The organism is Sunxiuqinia dokdonensis, from assembly GCF_001270965.1.
Classification (GTDB): domain Bacteria; phylum Bacteroidota; class Bacteroidia; order Bacteroidales; family Prolixibacteraceae; genus Sunxiuqinia; species Sunxiuqinia dokdonensis.
Genome location: NZ_LGIA01000161.1, coordinates 101,803 through 121,297, shown reverse-complemented (window position 1 = coordinate 121,297; position 19,495 = coordinate 101,803). Strand labels below are relative to the sequence as shown.

The 19,495-nt window shown below is 45.8% G+C and carries 12 protein-coding genes and 3 tRNA genes; 7 read left to right on the top strand and 8 right to left on the bottom strand.

Annotated elements, in window-relative coordinates; all coding sequences use genetic code 11:
• Positions 1-154 precede the first annotated feature (154 nt).
• Positions 155-3,691, top strand: coding sequence for a ligand-binding sensor domain-containing protein (locus NC99_RS12690; protein ID WP_053184226.1), 3,537 nt, complete (start codon positions 155-157; stop codon positions 3,689-3,691).
• 72 nt (positions 3,692-3,763) lie between these two features.
• Here the strand turns inward: NC99_RS12690 and NC99_RS12685 are convergent, their stop codons facing one another.
• Complete coding sequence (locus NC99_RS12685) at positions 3,764-4,879, bottom strand: PSP1 domain-containing protein (RefSeq protein WP_053184223.1); 1,116 nt, start codon at positions 4,877-4,879, stop codon at positions 3,764-3,766.
• A 164-nt stretch (positions 4,880-5,043) separates the two neighbouring features.
• Here NC99_RS12685 and NC99_RS12680 point away from each other — a divergent pair, with 164 nt between their 5' ends.
• The 5 genes from NC99_RS12680 (at position 5,044) to NC99_RS12655 (ending at position 9,515) form a co-directional block, all read left to right on the top strand.
• Complete coding sequence (locus tag NC99_RS12680) at positions 5,044-6,228, top strand: lipoprotein N-acyltransferase Lnb domain-containing protein (protein WP_053184221.1); 1,185 nt, start codon at positions 5,044-5,046, stop codon at positions 6,226-6,228.
• A 119-nt stretch (positions 6,229-6,347) separates the two neighbouring features.
• Entirely contained in the window at positions 6,348-8,966 is a 2,619-nt protein-coding gene (gene mutS / locus NC99_RS12675; protein WP_204374989.1) for a DNA mismatch repair protein MutS, read from the top strand.
• Between the two features lie 211 nt (positions 8,967-9,177).
• Positions 9,178-9,253: transfer RNA gene (locus tag NC99_RS12665), tRNA-Gly, on the top strand.
• Positions 9,254-9,263: 10 nt separating this feature from the next.
• Positions 9,264-9,350 (top strand) — tRNA-Leu (locus tag NC99_RS12660).
• A 92-nt stretch (positions 9,351-9,442) separates the two neighbouring features.
• Positions 9,443-9,515, top strand: a tRNA-Gly gene (locus tag NC99_RS12655).
• Positions 9,516-9,756: 241 nt separating this feature from the next.
• Here NC99_RS12655 and NC99_RS12650 read toward each other — a convergent pair.
• From NC99_RS12650 to NC99_RS12630, 5 genes are all read right to left on the bottom strand, one after another.
• Positions 9,757-10,968, bottom strand: coding sequence for a serine hydrolase domain-containing protein (locus NC99_RS12650; protein WP_053184216.1), 1,212 nt, complete (start codon positions 10,966-10,968; stop codon positions 9,757-9,759).
• 3 nt (positions 10,969-10,971) lie between these two features.
• Complete coding sequence (locus tag NC99_RS12645) at positions 10,972-11,655, bottom strand: DUF4386 domain-containing protein (RefSeq protein ID WP_162231212.1); 684 nt, start codon at positions 11,653-11,655, stop codon at positions 10,972-10,974.
• Positions 11,656-11,717: 62 nt separating this feature from the next.
• Positions 11,718-12,773, bottom strand: a complete 1,056-nt coding sequence (locus NC99_RS12640) for a serine hydrolase domain-containing protein (RefSeq protein WP_053184212.1) — start codon at positions 12,771-12,773, stop codon at positions 11,718-11,720.
• 68 nt (positions 12,774-12,841) lie between these two features.
• Entirely contained in the window at positions 12,842-13,936 is a 1,095-nt protein-coding gene (locus NC99_RS12635) for an acyltransferase family protein (RefSeq protein ID WP_053184267.1), read from the bottom strand.
• A 21-nt stretch (positions 13,937-13,957) separates the two neighbouring features.
• Positions 13,958-14,557, bottom strand: coding sequence for an ankyrin repeat domain-containing protein (locus NC99_RS12630; protein WP_053184264.1), 600 nt, complete (start codon positions 14,555-14,557; stop codon positions 13,958-13,960).
• Positions 14,558-14,830: 273 nt separating this feature from the next.
• On the opposite strand from NC99_RS12630, the gene NC99_RS12625 reads away from it, so the two are divergent.
• Entirely contained in the window at positions 14,831-16,888 is a 2,058-nt protein-coding gene (locus NC99_RS12625) for a helix-turn-helix domain-containing protein (protein ID WP_204374988.1), read from the top strand.
• Between the two features lie 303 nt (positions 16,889-17,191).
• Here the strand turns inward: NC99_RS12625 and NC99_RS12620 are convergent, their stop codons facing one another.
• Both NC99_RS12620 and NC99_RS12615 read right to left on the bottom strand, forming a co-directional pair.
• Positions 17,192-17,902, bottom strand: coding sequence for a response regulator transcription factor (locus NC99_RS12620; RefSeq protein WP_053184208.1), 711 nt, complete (start codon positions 17,900-17,902; stop codon positions 17,192-17,194).
• 75 nt (positions 17,903-17,977) lie between these two features.
• Positions 17,978-19,342 (bottom strand): sensor histidine kinase, encoded by a 1,365-nt coding sequence (locus tag NC99_RS12615; protein ID WP_157624863.1) that lies wholly within the window; start codon positions 19,340-19,342, stop codon positions 17,978-17,980.
• Positions 19,343-19,495 lie beyond the last annotated feature (153 nt).

The following is a 19,495-nucleotide window of genomic DNA, read 5'->3' as shown; positions in this document are numbered from 1 at the left end:
GAAAATAATATGCTGTTTGGCATATTTTAAACAAAACAGGCGCTATTGTTCAGTTTTCTTAAATCCGGAGTTCGGTGGATGCAAATCATTGTTCTTGAGTGGTTTTGTATTTTGTAATGTTTGATTATCTTGTGCCGGTGTTTTTGAATGTCCTGTGAAAAATAATTTACGAAAAGAACTCATTGGATCGTTTTTGACGGATTTGAATACAAAAAAGCAAGGGGGAGATGAGGTGAGTAGAATGCTGTTTTTTTGTGCTTTAATGATTTTGGTGACCATGCTTTCGTTTGGTCAGTCGAATAGCATTGAATTTGACCATTACTCAACTGACGATGGTCTGTCAAATAGCTATGTTACTTCAATTTTGCAGGATAGCAGAGGCTTCATGTGGTTTGGAACGGGGAATGGACTCAACCGCTTCGATGGTATTTCATTTATAACGTACGCTTTCGATCCGAACGACAGCACTTCAATTCCTGGAACCTGGATTACCTCGCTTAATGAGGACTCGCGTGGCAATATTTGGATTACGACTGCCAGCGGTTTGTGCCGTTTCAATCGCGAAAAGGATAGTTTTATAAGGAAAAATATTGCTGTTGACGGAGAGGTTATTAAAGACACCTATTTGATTACCAGTTTTATTGACCGTAGTGATTTTCTGTGGATTAGCTCTGAGCATGGAGCGTATGGTGTCGATATTTCAACCAATGAATCTCAAGCCAGTCGTGTTTTGGGCGCTAAGCGTTTTCGTGTGACCGAGGATGACGTTTCGGAAATAAATAAGAGTAAGATTTTTTCGTTTGTTGAAGATCAGTTTGGCGTAATATGGGCCGCAAGCAACAGTAAAAATCTCTTTCGCTTTGACCAGCAGCAAGGTCAGTTTATAGCTCACCCAATGGACCATCCTGAAGCTGATCGCTTTAGCAACAATCGGAAAAACATGCTTGAAAGTAGTGATGGTGTTTTTTTTATCAGCATAGAGCGAAATGGACTGATGGAATGGAATCGCGCCACGGGTCAGTATACTTTGCACAAGCCTGGCAAGCCGGAGACAGGCCCTAGGGGCGATGTGTTGTTCGCGATTGAAGAAGATGCCAATGGCGATATTTGGGTTGGCGATCGAAACGCGGAAGGAGTCAGTATTTTTCGTAAGAAAACAAGAACATTCAGTTATTGTCAGTCTCAGGAGTTGGATTCATATTCGCTCAACACCAATAAAATCAATGCGATTTACCGTGGTCAGGCGGGTACCATGTGGGTGGGAACCATCACCGGGATTGACAAACACAGCCCCGGCAAGCAAAAGTTTAAGCGTTATTACAGCAGCCCTGTTCTTCCCGACCGATTGAGTTTTAATAATGTCCTTTGTTTTTCGGAAAGTAAAACCGGCGATATCTGGATCGGAACAGATGGTGGCGGGCTGAATAAGCTGAACTATGAAACCGGCAAGTTTTCGTGGTACAAGCATGACCCTGACGATCCGGAATCATTGAGCAGCAACAGCATTATTTCTGTCTTTGAAGATCATGAAGGCGTGGTTTGGATGGGAACATTTCATGGTGGCCTGGCCCGCTTCGAAGATGGAAAGTTCAGTGCTTTTCTTCCTGATCCCGATGATCCGTACGCGATTTCGAACCGAAATATCTGGTATGTTTTTGAAGACAGCCAGCGAAACCTCTGGCTCGCCACGCTGGATAGCGGGATCGAATTGTTCGACAGGAAGATGAACCGGTTTTATCATTACAGCAGGGACGAAGGTGACCCGTCAAGTCTGGCGAATAATTCTCCGCTTCAAATATTTGAAGACAGCCGGCAGAAGCTATACATCGTCGGAAATCGGGGTGTAAGCATTCTTGATCTGAAGGAACAAGACTTTTCAGAGAAGCCGCCCCGCTTAAAGTTTAAAAACCTGTCGTTTTCTGAAACGGAAAACAGTCTTAGCAGCAATGACATTGTCTGTGTGCAAGAAGATAATAAAGGGAATTTATGGTTTGGAACAGCCGGATCCGGAATCGATAAATTGGATTTGACAACTGGTCGTTTTACCAATTATTCAACAGAAAATGGACTTCCGGGGAACTCGGTAGGCGCTATCTTGGTTGACAGTCTGAATAATTTGTGGCTGGCAACCAGCAAGGGATTGGCCCGGTTTAATCCTGAAACAGAAGCTGTTGACGTATTTACAAAAGCGGATGGTTTACAAAGCAATAACCTGAAGGGCAAAGCCATTAAAACCAGTTGGGGGGAGATGTTTTTTGGCGGCGCTACGGGCTTTAATTCTTTCTATCCGGAACAAATTCGACACAGAAACCAGCATGTGCCACCAGTTGTGATAACCAGGCTGAGAATCTACAACGAACCCGTTGGCATTGATGAACAGATTAACGGCAAAGTAATTTTGTCGAGCGACATCAGTGAAACAGATGAGTTGGTGCTTAGCTATAAAGAGAACTATTTCACCCTGGAGTTTGCTGCTTTGGATTATACTACACCAGCAAAAAATAGTTTTGCCTACGTGATGGAGGGCGTTGATAAGGGATGGGTTGAGGCGGGCACCCGGCGAGCTGCCAATTATACCAATCTTGATCCCGGCGAGTACGTTTTTCGGCTTAAAGCAGCAAATAGTGATGGGGTTTGGAATGAGCAGGGCGTCATGTTGAAAGTAATTATTACGCCTCCTTGGTGGGGAACATGGTTGTTCCGTCTGGCCGTAGCTATGTTGATCATTTTTTTGTTCACCTACCTTTATTTTTTGCGAGTTCGTCGTTTTAAAAGGCTGCAACTCCTGCTCGAAAAATTAGTTTCCGAGAAAACGGCTGAATTACAACAAATGAATGCCCGGCTAAGGGAACAGGCGAAGTCTTTAAATCAAACGAATGCGGTTTTGGAAGAGAGACAGGCCCAAATCAGGGAGCAACAAAGGGAGTTGACTGGTCAAAAGGATTCGCTGGTGCAAATGAACAAAGAGCTACAGAATCTGAATGCAACCAAGGATAAATTCTTTTCGATTATTGCTCACGACATTAAAAATCCGTTTTCCGCCATTTTAGGGCTTGCCGAAATGTTGAAGGCAAATTACGAGGAACTGGACGAGGAAGCGAGGCTTGAGATCGTTGATATGATCAACACCTCATCTCAAAGTGTTTATCAATTGCTCGACAACTTGCTGAAATGGTCGCGCTCGCAGCGAGGAGTCATTGAATTTAATCCCGAAAACATTGAGTTGCATGGAGCGATTGCCGATGTCATTGCGTTGATGAATGGCTCTGCCGAAACCAAGAAGATTGAATTTGAGGTTCAGGTGCCAAAGGGCTTGTCGGTTGGCGCCGACATGCAGATGTTGGATGTTATTCTGCGAAATCTGATCAGCAACGCATTGAAATTCACCAATACGGGTGGACGTGTTCAGGTTCAGGCTGAAGCTAGTGGGGAGTTTGTACAGATAAACGTTTCAGACAATGGCGTTGGCATGTCTCCTGAAGTGAAGGAAAAGCTTTTTGAGATCGACTCCAACCATACCTTGCGGGGAACGGCCAATGAAGAAGGTTCAGGCTTGGGTCTCATTCTAGTTAAAGAGTTTGTTTCGCGTCATGGAGGTGACATCTGGGTTGTGAGCGAACCCGGCAAAGGCAGCAGCTTTTATTTTACCTTGCCAGCTACCAATCCCTCAGGTACTTTTTCCGGCAATTGAAACCACGACCTTTAAAATTTTTCCGGCGAAGATAAAAAAAGCCTCAAGGTTTTTTAACCTCGAGGCTCTCTGTTATGACTTGGTATTCAGCTTGGCTTTGTTCTGCGCCGGGCGTTTCTTGAACTTCTTTTTTCTTCTTTTTTTCGTGGTTTGTTTTTCAAGAAAGTCTTCGTTTACTGAGCCGACACTCATCTTATTTTCAACTTTCACTTCAGGCGTCAGGTACTGCTCGATCGGTGGTCTTTTCCCGCGTTTGTTCAGCTGGATAATCTTTTTCACATCTTCCAGGTCCAGCACCAGGGGCTTTGTTCCGTAGGCTTCTTCCAGGGTGTACCAGATTTTTTTATTGAGAATTTCGGTTTTGAAATGACGGGCCAAACCTTTTTCGGTTTCCAGTGCCAGCAGTTCATTCGGAAAATCTTCCTGGGCTTCCAGGTAAGTATCCAGTTCGTACATCAGGCAGCACTTCAGCTTGCCACATTTGCCGGCCATCTTTTCCGCGTTGGGCGACAAACCTTGTTGGTGCGCCGCATCCGATGTCACGCTGTCGAAGTCAGTCCGCCAGGTTGAGCAGCACAGCTCACGACCACACGATCCAATGCCTCCAATTCGGCCAGCCTCCTGCCGTGCCCCGATTTGCTTCATTTCAACTTTGATTCTGAATTCGCGGGCATACATTCGGATCAATTCCCTGAAATCGACCCGCCCTTCGGCTAAATAATAGAAAATGGCTTTGGAGTTATCACCCCGGAATTCAACATCGCCAATTTTCATGTCCAGATTCAGTTCGTTGGCCAGTTGGCGTGCCCGCACCATCACCGGATATTCGCGTTTGCGGGCGATCTCCGACTTTTCCTTGTCAGCCGTGGTGGCCTTTCGGTAAATTTTATTCCATTGATAGCGATCGGGCTTTCTGATTTTTCTTGCAAATTGTTTTTCAGCCAGCGTGCCGGTCAGGGTCACTGTTCCAACATCGTGCCCGGGCGTGGTGGCCACAACCACCAGGTCACCTACTTTGAGCGGAAGTCCTTCTTCATTTCTGAAAAATTCTTTGCGCGTTCCTTTAAAACGAACTTCAACAATATCTGATAAATGTGTTGTATCTGGTAAGTCATTGAGCCAATCGTAGGTGCCTAGCATTTCGGGGCGGTCACCAGTCGTATTCATACTACATCCACTACATCCCATATGCTTCGTATTTTTATAATTTCAGACAAAAATATCTAAAATTAAATGCAAATGCTATTTTAAATCAATCTAAATAAGAAGCTGAAGAAATGCGATCGGGAAAAGATTTTCGATATAAAGCAGGTTTAGAGCTGCTTTTTTGTTTTTTTTGAATAAAAAAAGTCGTGAAAAAGATTGTACTTCTGTTTTTCCTCATTTTTCTCCTGGCTTTCTCGTTTCAAGGGAGTGCTGTTCATTTGAGTGAATCTGCCGAGATCAGCGTATTAACCTGTGGCCCCAGTAAGCAGGTGCACGCTTTGTACGGGCACACGGCCATCCGCGTCAGGGATCGGCAGCAATCGCTGGATGTCGTTTTTAATTACGGAGTATTCAGCTTTAACGCGCCAAATTTTGTGTACCGCTTCGCCAAGGGAAAAACCGATTACCTGCTCGCCAACGAACGGTTTGACGATTTCCTGAATGCTTACAAGCGAAGTGGCCGGAGCATTGATGAGCAGGTTCTAAACCTGAAGCCGACCGAAAAACAGCAGCTGCTCGACTTTTTGATTTGGAATGCCAAGCCGGAAAACCGCGAATACCGATACAATTTTTTCTTTGATAATTGTGCCACCCGCGTGCGCGATGTGGTTGAGAAGCACTTGGAGGGAAGGCTTGTTTTTCCGGAAGGAGCCGGACTCGGATGGACTTTCCGAAAGCATGTGGACGAATATCAAAAAGTGCTGCCCTGGATTAATTTTGGCATTCACCTCACTTTGGGCAGCCCGGCAGATAAAACCGCAACAGCCTGGGAAGAAATGTTTTTGCCCGATTTTATTCTGAAACATTTTGCTACTGCCCAAATTCAGAAAGGCGATGTGAGTCGCCCTTTGGTGAAAGAAACCCGCTCGCTGTACAAGCCGGAAAAAGAAGCCGCCGGATGGAATCCACTGTCACCGGGCATGGTGCTCTTTGTTTTACTGTTGGGGGTGGTGCTTGTGAGTTACCGCCAGTTTCAAAGCAGGCAGGAGAGCGATTGGCTCGATTATGCTTTGCTGTTCCTAACCGGATTGATTGGCTTGGTTTTGCTATGGTTTGTCACCGTTTCCGAACATCCGGCCATGCAAGCCAATTACAATTTGTGGTGGGCGGTTCCTGCCAACCTGCCTTTTATGTTTTTGTGGATGGTGAAAAAATGGCGTCCCGCACTGCTCTGGTATTGGAGAGCTTTGGCGGTTTGGCTGGTCTTGTTTTTTCTGTTCAATTTTTTCATCCCGCAAGCCTTTCCACTGGGATTCTATCTGCTTACAATTATGCTGCTGTGCCGGGCCTTGCTGCATAGTTTCCCGTCGTTACGACGCAGGCAGCTTTAATTCCAATCTGGCGGATCACAATTTGTTGAAAAGTTTCGATGAACAATGGCGGGCGCTTTTGCTTTCTTGTAAGCACATCTTATATCTTTGTTGATCGTTGAAAATTAAATCCAATCGATTTGTCACAATCAAAAAAATATGTTGAGACGCCTTTGATGAAGCAGTATTACGCCATCAAGGACAAACATCCGGATGCGGTGTTGCTCTTTCGTGTAGGCGACTTTTACGAAACCTTTGGCGAAGATGCCATTAAAGCGGCTGAAATCCTTGGGATAACTCTGACCCGGCGGGCCAATGGTGCCGCCAGTTATGTGGAGTTGGCCGGATTTCCCCATCATGCCCTGGATACTTACCTGCCCAAGCTGGTTCGGGCCGGGCAACGGGTAGCCATTTGCGAGCAGCTGGAAGATCCCAAAATGACGAAGAAAATCGTCAAACGCGGAATCACCGAGCTGATCACGCCCGGGCTTTCCATCAACGACAATATTCTGGAGCACCGGGAAAACAACTTCCTGGCTTCCGTGCATTTCGACAAGAAGATGGCCGGCGTGGCGTTCCTCGATATTTCAACCGGCGAATTTCTGACGGCTGAAGGCAGTTTTGAGTACATAGACAAGCTCTTGAATTCTTTCAAACCGAAAGAAGTCTTGTTTCAACGGGGCAAAGGCAATGATTTTATCGCGCTTTTTGGCGGGAAATTTTACACCTACACACTCGATGACTGGGTTTATACTGAGGACGCGGCCATGGACCGCTTGTTGCGCCACTTCGAAACCAAATCGTTGAAAGGATTCGGAGTTCAGGATTTGAATTATGGGGTGATGGCGGCAGGTGCCATTTTGCACTACCTTGACCTGACCCAGCATCACCAGGTACAACATATCTCATCGCTTTCGCGGATTGAAGAAGACAAGTACGTTTGGCTCGACCGCTTTACCATTCGGAACCTGGAGCTTTTTGGGGTGATCAACGAAGGGGCCATGACCCTGGCTCAGGTGTTGGACAAGACCATTTCACCCATGGGCTCACGCATGTTGAAACGCTGGATCGCGCTGCCGCTGAAAGAGATTTCGGCCATCAACGACCGGCTTTCGGTGGTGGAATACTTCACCCAACATCAAAGCCAGAAAGACGAGCTTTCCGATCATATCCGGCAGATCGGTGATTTGGAGCGGATTATTTCCAAAGTGGCAGTTGGGCGCATCAACCCGCGCGAAGTGGTGCAGTTGCGCAGTGCTTTGCGTGCCATTGAGCCGATCAAGGAATATGCGGCCAGTGTTGACCAGCCGGTACTTAACCGCATGGCCGAACAGCTGAATCCCTGCAAATCCATTCGCGAACGCATGGAGCGTGAAATTACAAACGATCCGCCAGTGCAGGTTCACCGGGGCAACGTGATTCAGCCTGGCGTTTCGGACGAGTTGGATGAATTGCGCAAGCTGGCATACTCGGGCAAAGATTACCTGGCGCAAATGCAGGAGCGCGAATCGAAACGCACCGGGATCACTTCCCTGAAAATCGCCTTTAATAATGTGTTTGGCTATTACATCGAAGTTCGAAATTCGCATAAAGATAAGGTTCCTGAAGAGTGGATCAGGAAGCAAACCCTGGTAAACGCCGAGCGCTACATTACCGAGGAACTGAAAGAATACGAAAGCAAGATTTTGGGCGCCGAGGAAAAAATTTTGGCGCTCGAAGCCCGCTTGTTTAACGAGCTGGTGGTGGCTTTATCGGAGTACATTCAGGCTATCCAGCTGAATGCGGCGGTGATTGCACGACTCGACTGCCTGCTGTCGTTCGCTACTTCGGCGGTCGAATGCCAATACAACCGGCCCGAGATCAACGATTCGGTGAAGATCGAAATTAAGGACGGCCGGCATCCGGTCATTGAACAGCAGTTGCCCATCGGCGAAAGTTACATCAGCAACGATGTGCTGCTGGATCAGGACGATCAGCAGGTGATCATCATTACCGGGCCCAACATGGCGGGTAAATCAGCCTTGCTGCGACAAACCGCACTGATTGTCTTGATGGCCCAGATCGGATCTTTTGTTCCTGCCAAAGCCGCCAAAATTGGCTATGTCGATAAGATCTTTACGCGGGTGGGAGCGTCGGACAATATTTCGCTGGGCGAGTCCACCTTTATGGTTGAAATGAACGAGGCCGCCAGCATTTTGAATAACCTGTCGGATCGCAGCCTGATTTTGCTGGACGAGCTGGGGCGTGGAACGTCCACCTATGATGGGATTTCCATCGCCTGGTCGATTGTGGAATACATTCACGAGCATCCGAAAGCCAAGGCGAAAACCTTGTTTGCCACGCACTACCACGAGCTGAATGAGATGGAAAAGTCATTTGGACGGGTGAAGAACTACAATGTGACCATCAAGGAAGTAGGTAATAAGGTCATTTTCCTGCGTAAACTCGTGCGCGGCGGAAGCAATCACAGCTTCGGGATTCATGTGGCTAAAATGGCCGGCATGCCGCCTTCGGTGGTTAACCGGGCCAACGAAATACTGGGACAACTGGAGTCGGCCAACCGGAAAGACAGCCTGGCCAAGCCTCTGGAAGGGATGGCCGAACAGCGCGAGGGCTTTCAGCTCAGCTTCTTCCAGCTCGACGACCCGGTATTAAAGCAGATTCGCGATGAAATTAAGAACCTGAACATCGACAATCTGACACCGCTGGAAGCACTAAACAAATTGCACGGAATCAAGAAGCTTTCGGGTCTGAAATAGGAATGCGGCCCAAAGCCTTAATTTCTCCGGTTTTTTTAAATATTCTTTTTGGAGAAAGAAAAATTAGCGATATATTTGCATCGCTGTTTTCGGAAGCCGAAAGCAGCACGTTCTTTAAAAAAACACTTGCGAGCCAGGCTCATTTGGAAGAGCATCATCCGGCAATTGACGGATCGGGGTCGCGGTGACAAGGGAAACCAGAATAAAACATGCGAGAGTAGCTCAGTTGGTAGAGCACGACCTTGCCAAGGTCGGGGTCGCGGGTTCGAATCCCGTCTCCCGCTCCATTTTAAGGATGCCCGGGTGGTGGAATGGTAGACACGTTGGACTTAAAATCCAATGATCATTATGATCGTGCGGGTTCAAGTCCCGCCCCGGGTACCATTTACAGTTTTATGGCGAGAGTAGCTCAGTTGGTAGTGAGCGCGATCCGGCAACTGACGGATCGGAGTCGCGGTAACAAGGAAAAAAAACAAGCGAGAGTAGCTCAGTTGGTAGAGCACGACCTTGCCAAGGTCGGGGTCGCGGGTTCGAATCCCGTCTCCCGCTCAATAAAAAGCACTTCATGAAAATGAGGTGCTTTTTTCGTTGGTCTAAGCGAACGTTGAGCAAAACCAGGATCAAACACTTGAAGCGGTGCGACTATCGACATCAATTCAGTTTACAATTTGAAAATAAATAGTCCCTGATGTCATTTGATTGTACTTTTTGTAACATATGCATCGATTCGATTGAAAGATGGTTTCAATCGGCCTCCTCCAAATAATCATCAGCGGATCTGGTTCCATGCTTATGGCAATTGTTCAGCAATAGTCCACAAATCAAAGTCGCCGTAATGCTCCAAAGAGTTTCCACAATGAACGATGACGATTTCCTTGTCGGGAATGACATAAATGTTTTGTCCCAGATTCCCTGAAGCGGCAAACTGAAAGGTGGAGTCGCAGTTGGCATGGCCCCACCACTGGTACTTGTAATACACGTGTTTGCAATCCTCTCCAAACCAATCGGGATAACTGTCGCGGGCGATGCTTTTGTCTTCGCGCGTCGATTCCAGGACCCAGTTTTTGGAGATGATTTGATTTCCATTCCAGTTGCCCTCGTTCAGGAAAAGGCGACCAAATCGGGCGTAATCAATCGCTCTGGCGATTAAGCGGCTGGGCATGTATTCGAAGCCAGATTTTTTACTGTCGATGGAAAACAAGGCATCGTACGCCATGGTTTTCGACCATAGTTTTTCCTCCAGATATTTAGATACCGTTTTTTCAGCAGCCCTCTCAATAATTAATCCCAGGTAGCTTGTGTTGTAATTGTTGTATTGAAATGTTTCTCCCGGTTCGCGGGCAATGTGTACTTTTTGCAGGAGCAGTTTCCGAACGTTGGGATGGTAGTATCCAACAGCCTCATCGTGCCACGGTGCATGAATGTAGGTTCCCGGAAGGTAGCTCGTATTGTACGCAAGCCCTGAGCGCATTTCCAGCAAATGCTGAATGGTGATCTTACTGAAGTTGGGATCCCTGGTTAGCAGTTCCGGAACATACTTTGTCATCGGGTCATTGATGCCGGAAATCAACCCATCGTCAATGGCGGCACCAATTAAAAATGAGATAAACGATTTGGCCATAGACTGCGAATGAAAATAGGAATCCCTGGAGAATCCGTTGAAATAGGCTTCATACAAGACCGTGTCTTTTCGAATGAAAATCAGCGCGGTTGTTTGCGATTTTTCTGCCCATTCGTCAAACGTTTTAAATCCCGATTGTGCCACCCTTTCGCTGAACAAAGCTTCAACATATTCCTTGTTTTGGCTTTCAGCAAACTGAAAGGCATTTTCAGCACCTTCTATCGTTCTGTTTTCATACAATTGATAATCATAAACATCGGCCACATTTTGCGTGATTAAGCGGTAAACATATACAGGCGAGTATTTTACAGATAACACAAGCAAAATGAAAACCAGAAGTATAATTGGGGTGAGCAGAATAATTTTAATTGCTTTTTTCATTTTTCAAGTACGGGTTTTGGAGTTGGAATTTCGGGATCCAAAGTAAATGAGCCAGAAAGCCAGCAAAATTTCTGCAAGTGCCATGGGTAGCGCAAGAAATTTTTCAACGGAGACCAGCAGCTGTTCGTCGAATAAACTCAAATGCCGAGCTCCGTGCAATACCGTATAGCAAGTGCCGCCGAAGTACAGTAAATAGCCCAACAGTTTGGGAACGGATGTGGACTGAACCGATAAGTAGCCCAGACCAATCAAATGTAGTCCAAACACAACCAGGCCAAGCGACCATAGCTTTTCAAACATGTGCAAATGAGTTGAAATCTCAAAAGCGTCAGGATTCAAGGAAGACAGAACAGGAACAATTCGATATAACTGATAAATGGCAATTCCTAAAAGCAGGGTGTAAATGATTCTTATAAAAGCAGTTAAGGCAGCTGTTTGCTTTGATGTACTGCGAAAAAACAAGTACAGCGCGATGGCAACTACCAGGTCGGTTATAAAAATGATACTCCATCCGGCCAACTCAGCCAGGAATAGTGATTTATTTGCAATCAGGTTTTGCAGGGTGATTTCCGGGGAGCCGGCCACTAAATTGCTGTGGGCATATCCATAGGCGAATCCTGCTGCAATAGCCATGAAAATCAGTGAAATTCCAGCAACGATTCCCTGTTTTTTTTCTCTTCGGTTCATTTGCATGGGTTTTAAGATGGTTGTATTAAAATACAAGTTGTTTTAGAAGCATCTGCAATATTTTAGTTCGGTTCAAGCTTGTTTGCTTTTCGCTTGCCAATGATTTTCACAATCCGCTTATAGGCGATTTCCGCCAAACTCCAGTCGTATCCGTCAAAATTAGTTGTGTTTACAAACTGGATCACCACCAGATCCAAGTCTTTGTGGTATTTGGCAATGCTTTGGTAACCGGGAATTAAGCCGGTGTGGTTGAATGTGTAGATGGAGGAATAAATTTCCTGCTCGCCTTCTTCAAACAGGGAGCCATCATTGAGTGCACGCAAAAATATTCCCACATCTTCGGCTGTAGCCAGCATGGAGCCATAATCCGTTGTTTTGATGTCTTCTTCCACGCCAACATAATAGCCGCTCATGACCTCATCCATATTCACGTCGTGAATCGATCCGAACGTATTTTTTAGTCCGAGAGGATTCAGGATTTCTTCTTTGATGAATTCGAATTTTCCGGCACCCGTTACTTTTTCAATAAGCAGGGAGATCAGCAAATAATTGGTGTTGGAGTATTCATAGTCTTGGCCGGGTTCAAAGTTTGCGGGCAAATCAAGTACGCGTTCAAGCGCTTCCTGGCTGTTTTGAGGCGGGTTGATCCAAAAGTCCGGCGTATTGGTCAGATTTGGAATCCCACTCCGGTGCTGCACCATCATGCTCAAGGTAATTTTGTCCGCATGCTCAATTCGCCCCTTTAAGTCCGGAAAGTAATCGGCCAGCGTTTTATCCAAGGACAGACGACCATCGTGTACCAGTTTGGTGATGGCCACAGCATCATATAACTTGCCAATGCTGGCGATCTTGAACAGGGCGTGCGGATCTGCAGGAATCTTATTCTCCCTGTTTTTCCATCCAGCAGCGTAGAACTCCGGCGCTGCTCCGCCCTGGTCAACGTACACAATCATCCCGTCAAATCCATATTCAATAGCTTGATCCAGTTGCTGCTGCACGGTAGCTGGCAGTGGCGTTAACATGGCTCTTAGTATGGTCCACGGGACAAAAAACATGGAGATGATGGTTCCGGCAGCCAATGCGATTCTAATTATTCGTTTCGTTTGTCTTTTGGTCATGACGCGGTTATTAAGTTGCTTTAGTTTAAATGAGTTGCTAATAACTTGTAATTTACCAACAATGGGGTTTATAAGCCCAGCTTCAGTCGAATTTTTTGCGGTATTATTTTCTTGCGATCCCACTTGAGCCCAAATAGCGGACGCATAAAACCGATCCTTCGGATCATAAATTCATAAATGAGAAAACATAACACAAACGTAAAAGTTGTGATGAGGATGAATTTCATAAAAGCTGGCATGTCCAGCGGTAGGATCACCAGGGCACCTGCATAGAGGGCGAACATATGAACGATATAAACCGGATAAGCTGCCTGACTTAAGTAGCTCAAGGTTTTTCCAGGCTTGTTCAGATACTGGTAACCAAAACCAAAAACTCCGAATATCCAGCAGTTTGATTCGATGGCCATCAGGTAGCCCGGTGAATTCGTTTCAAATACCAGTAACCGAATGGTGTACAAAACAGTTGCCAGACCAACGTACAGCCATTTCCATTTCGAGACAGTTTGCCAGAACGGTTTTCCGCTGTAAACAAACAGAAATCCAAAAAAGAAAGCCAGCAATCCCAGGAAGAACCCATGCAAAGTTTGGGCATATAAGGTAAACAGCTGGGGTTTGACCATGATGGCTTCGGCAACAAAGAAAACGGATATGGATAAGGGACCCAGCGGATGGGTCATCAAGCTGGAAAGTCCCTTTTTGAATTTTCCGTCTTCCCTTTTCTTCAGAAAAAGCAAAAGCGGAGCGAGCAGCAGTACGTAGACAAAAATGTTCCCGAGGAACCACAAATGCCCGGCGTGCGGATAATAGCCCAGCGGCAGCTGATAGTATTTCTGAAAAATCAGAAAGTGCAGTGGGGCAATCGCCACAATTCCAAAAAGCAGGGGGAGCAAAATTCGTTTGGTTCGTTCTGTAATCAACTGTCGGAAATTTCGTTTCCGCATGGCAAAGTATAAGCCCATGCCCGACACGTAGAACAAGAATGGAATCCGCCACACATTCAGCATGGTCATCGGTTTCCACAGGCCTTCCATGGTCTCGTCGTTTTTGATGAAGCCGATGAACATGGCCCACGGCTGAAATACAATGGCTATGTGATAGATGAGCAAAAGCCCGATCGCCAGCACCCGCAGCCAATCAATGTCGTATCTTCTTTCTGTAGTCATCGTGGTTTCCATTTGAGTTGATTATTGCAGCATCATGGCAATGACCGGGCGGTTTTTCTCGACTTCGTTCATGTCCAATTTCAAACCAAGTGGTTCCAACTGCTGCTGAATCATGCCATAAATGGGCTTCATTTCCGCGAATGGAGTCATCACGGTTTCCCGGGGAGTGGCGCCAAAATTATTTTTCACGGTTTTATCTGCCTTGGCGTCAATCAGCATCTGCACCATTTCAATCCGGCAAAAGAATGCGGCAACATGTAAGGCAGTCGCTCCTTCGTTATTCTTAATGCTTAAATCGGCATGGGCATCGATTAAGGCTTTGGCAATAGCTGTTTTTCCAAAGGTTACCGCAGTAATTAAGGGGGTTGAGCCACTCATCTGCTCTTGTACATTGATATCAGTTCCGGCTTCCAGGTGTTGTTTCACGATTTCGAGATTGTCCGACAAGATGGCCGCTTGAAGGTCCATTTTAGGTTTCTCAACTTTCGATGCTGCCTTTGGTTCATCTGCTGCGTGTTTGTTAGGGGCATCGCCCGACCTGCCACAGGCATTGAATAGTAAAAGGAGAACGAACGAAAAGCTTATTAGCATTTTGACAGCATTGGATTTTTGTGTTTTCATCTTTTTTGAATTGAAATTTTTAGATACTTTTTTCATGATGTTGAATTTTAGAAATTTGACTTTGAAAATCTGTGTTACAAAGATGAAACATTCGCAAACGCAAGTCATAAAAGCCATGCAGCCAAGTGTATCACCTATGGGTAAAGCATAAAAACTATGACGCAACGATATAAACTATGACGCAAAAGGCTGTTTTCAGGTCCTCGTCGAATTACTTTTTGATGGGCATGTGCACAAAATTCTCTACTTTCGTTTGATCAAAAAGAATGCAGTTTGAACCCATCCATTAGCAGAACAGATTTCATTGAGAAGGCAGAAGCCATGATTCTGGAACATATTTCAGAAGAGCAATTCGGCGTTTCTGAACTGGCGGAAGCGATGAATATGAGTCGCTCCAATTTGCTGCGGAAAATAAAAAAGGATACCCAGCTTTCTGCAAGCCAGTTTATCCGGCAGGTTCGGCTTGTCAGGAGTATGGAGCTGCTTAAACAGAATACGCTCACGGTTTCGGAGGTGTCGTACCAGGTTGGCTTTGGAAATACGTCATATTTTATCAAATGCTTCCGCGAACAGTACGGCTTTTCGCCCGGCGAACTGGGAAAAAGAAGCCCGGCCGATGAAAATAAGGTGGATCAAACGAGCTTGCTCAATCGGTATAAATGGCACATTTTAACAATCGTCGTGCTGATCGTACTGATTGGTACTGTTGTGCTTCTCCGAAAAGAAAGTTCCGTTCGGGTTAAAAATCAACTGGAAAAATCAATTGCCGTCTTGCCCTTCAAAAATGAAAGCAGCGACACGCTGAACCTCTATTTTGTAAACGGATTGATGGAATCGACGCTGAACAACTTGCAAAAAATTGGTGATTTGCGTGTGATCAGCAGAACTTCGGTGGAAAAATACCGGGAGACGAACAGGAGCATTCCCGAAATCGCCGAAGAGCTCCAGGTGAATTATTTGGTGGAGGGCAGCGGCCAACGCGTGGGTGACCAGGTTTTACTCAATATTCAGTTGATTGAAGCTGCCACCGACCAGCCCATTTGGGGCGAGCAATACAACCGCGAAGTGGGTGATGTTTTTGCGCTTCAAAACGAAGTGGCCCGAAAAATTGCCGATGCAATCGAAGCTATCGTTACGCCGGCCGAAATGAATCAGATCGAGAAAATACCCACCGAAAACCTGGTGGCCTACGATTATTATCTTCAGGCACTCGATCCGTATTACACCAGAACAAGGGAAGGCCTGGAAAAGGCGATTCCCCTGTTTGAAAAGGCCATAGAAAACGATGAGCAGTTTGCCCTGGCTTATGCCAATGTGGCCATATCATACTATTTTCTCGATGCTTATCAGAAAGAAAAACATTATACCGAACAAATCAACAAGTTTGCAGACAAAGCGTTGCTTTACGATTCGAAATTGGCGGAAAGCCTGATCGCTAAAGCACTTTACTACATACAAATCGGCGAATATCCATTGGCGGTTCCGCATCTGGAGAAAGCCCTGGAGTACAATCCCAATTCTGCTGCAGTGGTCCAAATGTTGGCCGACATTTATGCCCGCGTCATCCCCAATACAGGTAAATACCTGGAGTATGCATTGAAAGGCATTCAACTTGATATTGCTGCTGATGACTCCATCGCCAGAAGCTATAACTATTTGCACCTGAGCAACGCGCTCGTCCAAAATGGTTTTGCCGACGAGGCCGTCACTTATATCAACAAATCGCTCGAATACAGTCCGGAGAATTATTATGCGCCCCTGTTGAAAGCTTTTATTCAATATGCGAAAGATGGCAACATTGATCTAACCAAAAGACTGCTGATCGCTGAATGGCGAAAGGATACAACGCGCCTCGACATCTTGCAGGAAGTGGCCAAAATCTACTATTATCAGGAAGATTTTGATAGCGCTTTCCATTACTATGAAATATTTGTTGAGGCCCGGGAGAAGGATGGTCTGGATATTTATCCGCAGGAAGATGTGAAAATTGCCTGGGTTTATCAGCAACAAGGAAGGACTGACCAGGCTCGCAAATTTTTCAATGCCTATGCCGACTATTGCGAAACGGATCAATCCATCTACAAAAGCGCCAGCACAGCTGTAAAGTACGCCTATGAGGGAAAGGTAGACGCGGCGATCGATCAACTCAAAGTTTTTGCCACACAAGACAATTACCAGTATTGGATTGTGTTATTTATGGAACTGGATCCGCTGATAAAGCCCCTGAAAAAGCGTCCGGAGTTTGATGGCATCATGCAAAAAATAGAGAAACGCTTCTGGGATAGCCACAATCAGCTGGAAAAGCTGTTGGACGAAAAAGGATTGATTTAGTTGGGGCTTTTTCATCCGTACAATATTGCAGAAATACATTCACTTGCTTGTAGTTCCTGGTTTTTGGCCGTGCGGTGTTTCTTAATTTTCAAAGCTGAAACAAGCTGCCGGATTAAAACGCTTATTTGCTTTTAGGAAGCATACCTGTCATTTCAATACAAATATAAATTTGTCGGGATTGTAGTTCATTTGCATGGAACTGGAATCCGGGGCTTGGCTGTTTTTCGATGGATCGATCGGCCTGCGGCTGGTTTGGCGGGATGGTTCCGGCGTGAAAGGCAAAGACTTGATAAGCCTTGGCCCTTACCTTTTCTCAATGGGTGCATTAAACCTAAAGCCGATGCCGTGCAGGTTAATGATTTTGATGTTTGGGTCGCTTTTCAGGTATTTGCGTAAGCGCGAAATAAAAACATCGAGGCTTCGGCCCAGGTAGTAGTCGTTCGATCCCCACACGTTTTTCAAAATTTCGGAGCGGCTCAATACCGCGTTGGAATGTTCGCAGAAATAGCGTAACAACTCAGCTTCCTTGTAGGTGAGGGTGCGTTTTTCCTCGCCATGTTGCAGGGTCAGGTTGTCGAACAAAAAGTCGAAGTGGCCTACTTTGCAACTGCTTAGCTCTTCCGGTTCAAGCTCGTCGGTATGGCTTCGTTTTAAAAATACTTTGATGCGAAGCAGCAACTCTTCCATGCTGAACGGCTTGGTAATGTAGTCGTCGCCACCAATGGTGAAGCCTTTGATTTTGTCTTCGGTCATGGCTTTGGCCGTTAAAAACAAGATGGGAATGGACTGGTCTTTCTCCCTGATTTTTTTGGCCAGCGAAAAGCCATCCATTTTGGGGAGCATCACGTCGAGCAGGCACAGGTCGAACGGATTTTTATCGAAGATCTCGTAGCCTTCCTGGCCGTCGTCGGCTGCTTTTACATCGTAGCCCGCTTCTTCCAAATAGTCACGGATAATAAAGTTGAGGGTCTTGTCGTCTTCAACCAAAAGAATCTTTTTACCAGTCAGTTCCATAGCTAATTATCTTGTTTCGAGTTCAAGGTTTTTCCAGATCGAGGCGATCAGGAAATCGTCACCCGATTGTTGACTTTATTTCGGAATGACAATCGTAAATATACTTCCTTTTGGCGAATTATCAGAAACATCAATTTCCCAGTTGTGCCGTTCAATAATTTTCAAGACATAATCGAGCCCCAGGCCAAAGCCTTTGACATTGTGAATATCGCCGGTTGGAACCCGGAAAAAGCGGCCAAATATTTTTTTGCGGTATTCTTTGGGAATGCCAATGCCATTGTCGGCAAATTGGAGGAGGATGCTCTTTTTTGTTTGGCTGAGCCTCACATCGACTATTGGCGATTCGTCGCAGTATTTAATGGCGTTGTCAAGAATATTGAAAATGACGTTGGAAAAGTGCAGCGAGTCGGCCTGAATTCGCCAGTCGTCCACTTCACTCGTAAAATTTATGGCGTATTGATTCCCGTTCTGGCTGGTTTTAAAATCGGAAATGCTCTTTTGTACAAACTGGTTCAGCTCAATCATGGTCAGGTCGAGCTCGAGTCGCTGCTTTTCGATGCTGGCCATTTGCAGAACCTTATCAACCTGGGCCGACAAGCGTTGGGTTTGTTCGCTGATAATGTTGGAGTATTCCCTTAGCCGGTTGGGATGGTCCAGAATTCGAGGGTCGGCAATCACCTTCGACGAGAGATCGATCGAGGCGATGGGGGTGCGAAATTCGTGGGTCAGGTTGTTGATAAAGTTCTTTTGAATTTCGCTGAGCCGCCGCTGCTTGAAGATGACGAGCAGGGTGTATCCAAAAAACAAAATAACAATGAGCAAGAACCCATTGACCACGTACCAGCCATGCACCTGACTGCTGTAATATTTGGATCGGTTTGGGAACGATACCCCAAAATAATAGGTGTACTTTTCGCAGGTGGGCAGGCCGCATTCTTTTTTTGCGGCTTGTGTGTTGTAGTGCTGTTCAAAAAGCGCATCCTCGGCATCGCACTCGTCCGACTGGTTACTGACCAGCAGCGTGCTTGTGAGGCTGTCATTTTTTTCCATCAGGTGTTTGCCGTACACCATCTTTTCGTTCTCACAATCGTAAATGGCAAATTCAAAATCAACTTTCAGATTGTGATTTTTAAACTCTTCAATCAGAAAGTGCTCCAGCAAACCCGGGTGAATATCTTCGTTGACATTGACCACATAGTAGTTGTTCGAGATTTGATCGACCGCGTTGGGCAGATCTGCTTTCGCCTCCCTTCCCTTTACTTTTTGGTTGTACGAGACCAGTCTTTGAGCGACAACATTTAAGGCTTGAGTGGTAGATTCGTGAAACTTTCTTTCGTTTAAATTAACGGTATTCCGAAGAAAGAAAAACTGAATCAGAATAATGCCCAAAACCGAGAATGTTGCCAGTATGATGACGTATCTTATCGTGTTTCTTCCCATTCCTTTTCGCTTACGCAATTGACAACCACGAAACTACGGAATCTTTTCAAATAGCATGGCCTGTTAACACTTCATTAACAAAAGTTAGTGATGCATTAACAGCGATGAGGGTGAAGCTTTTATAGATTTGTTGCTGTCTGGTTAATTTGCCAG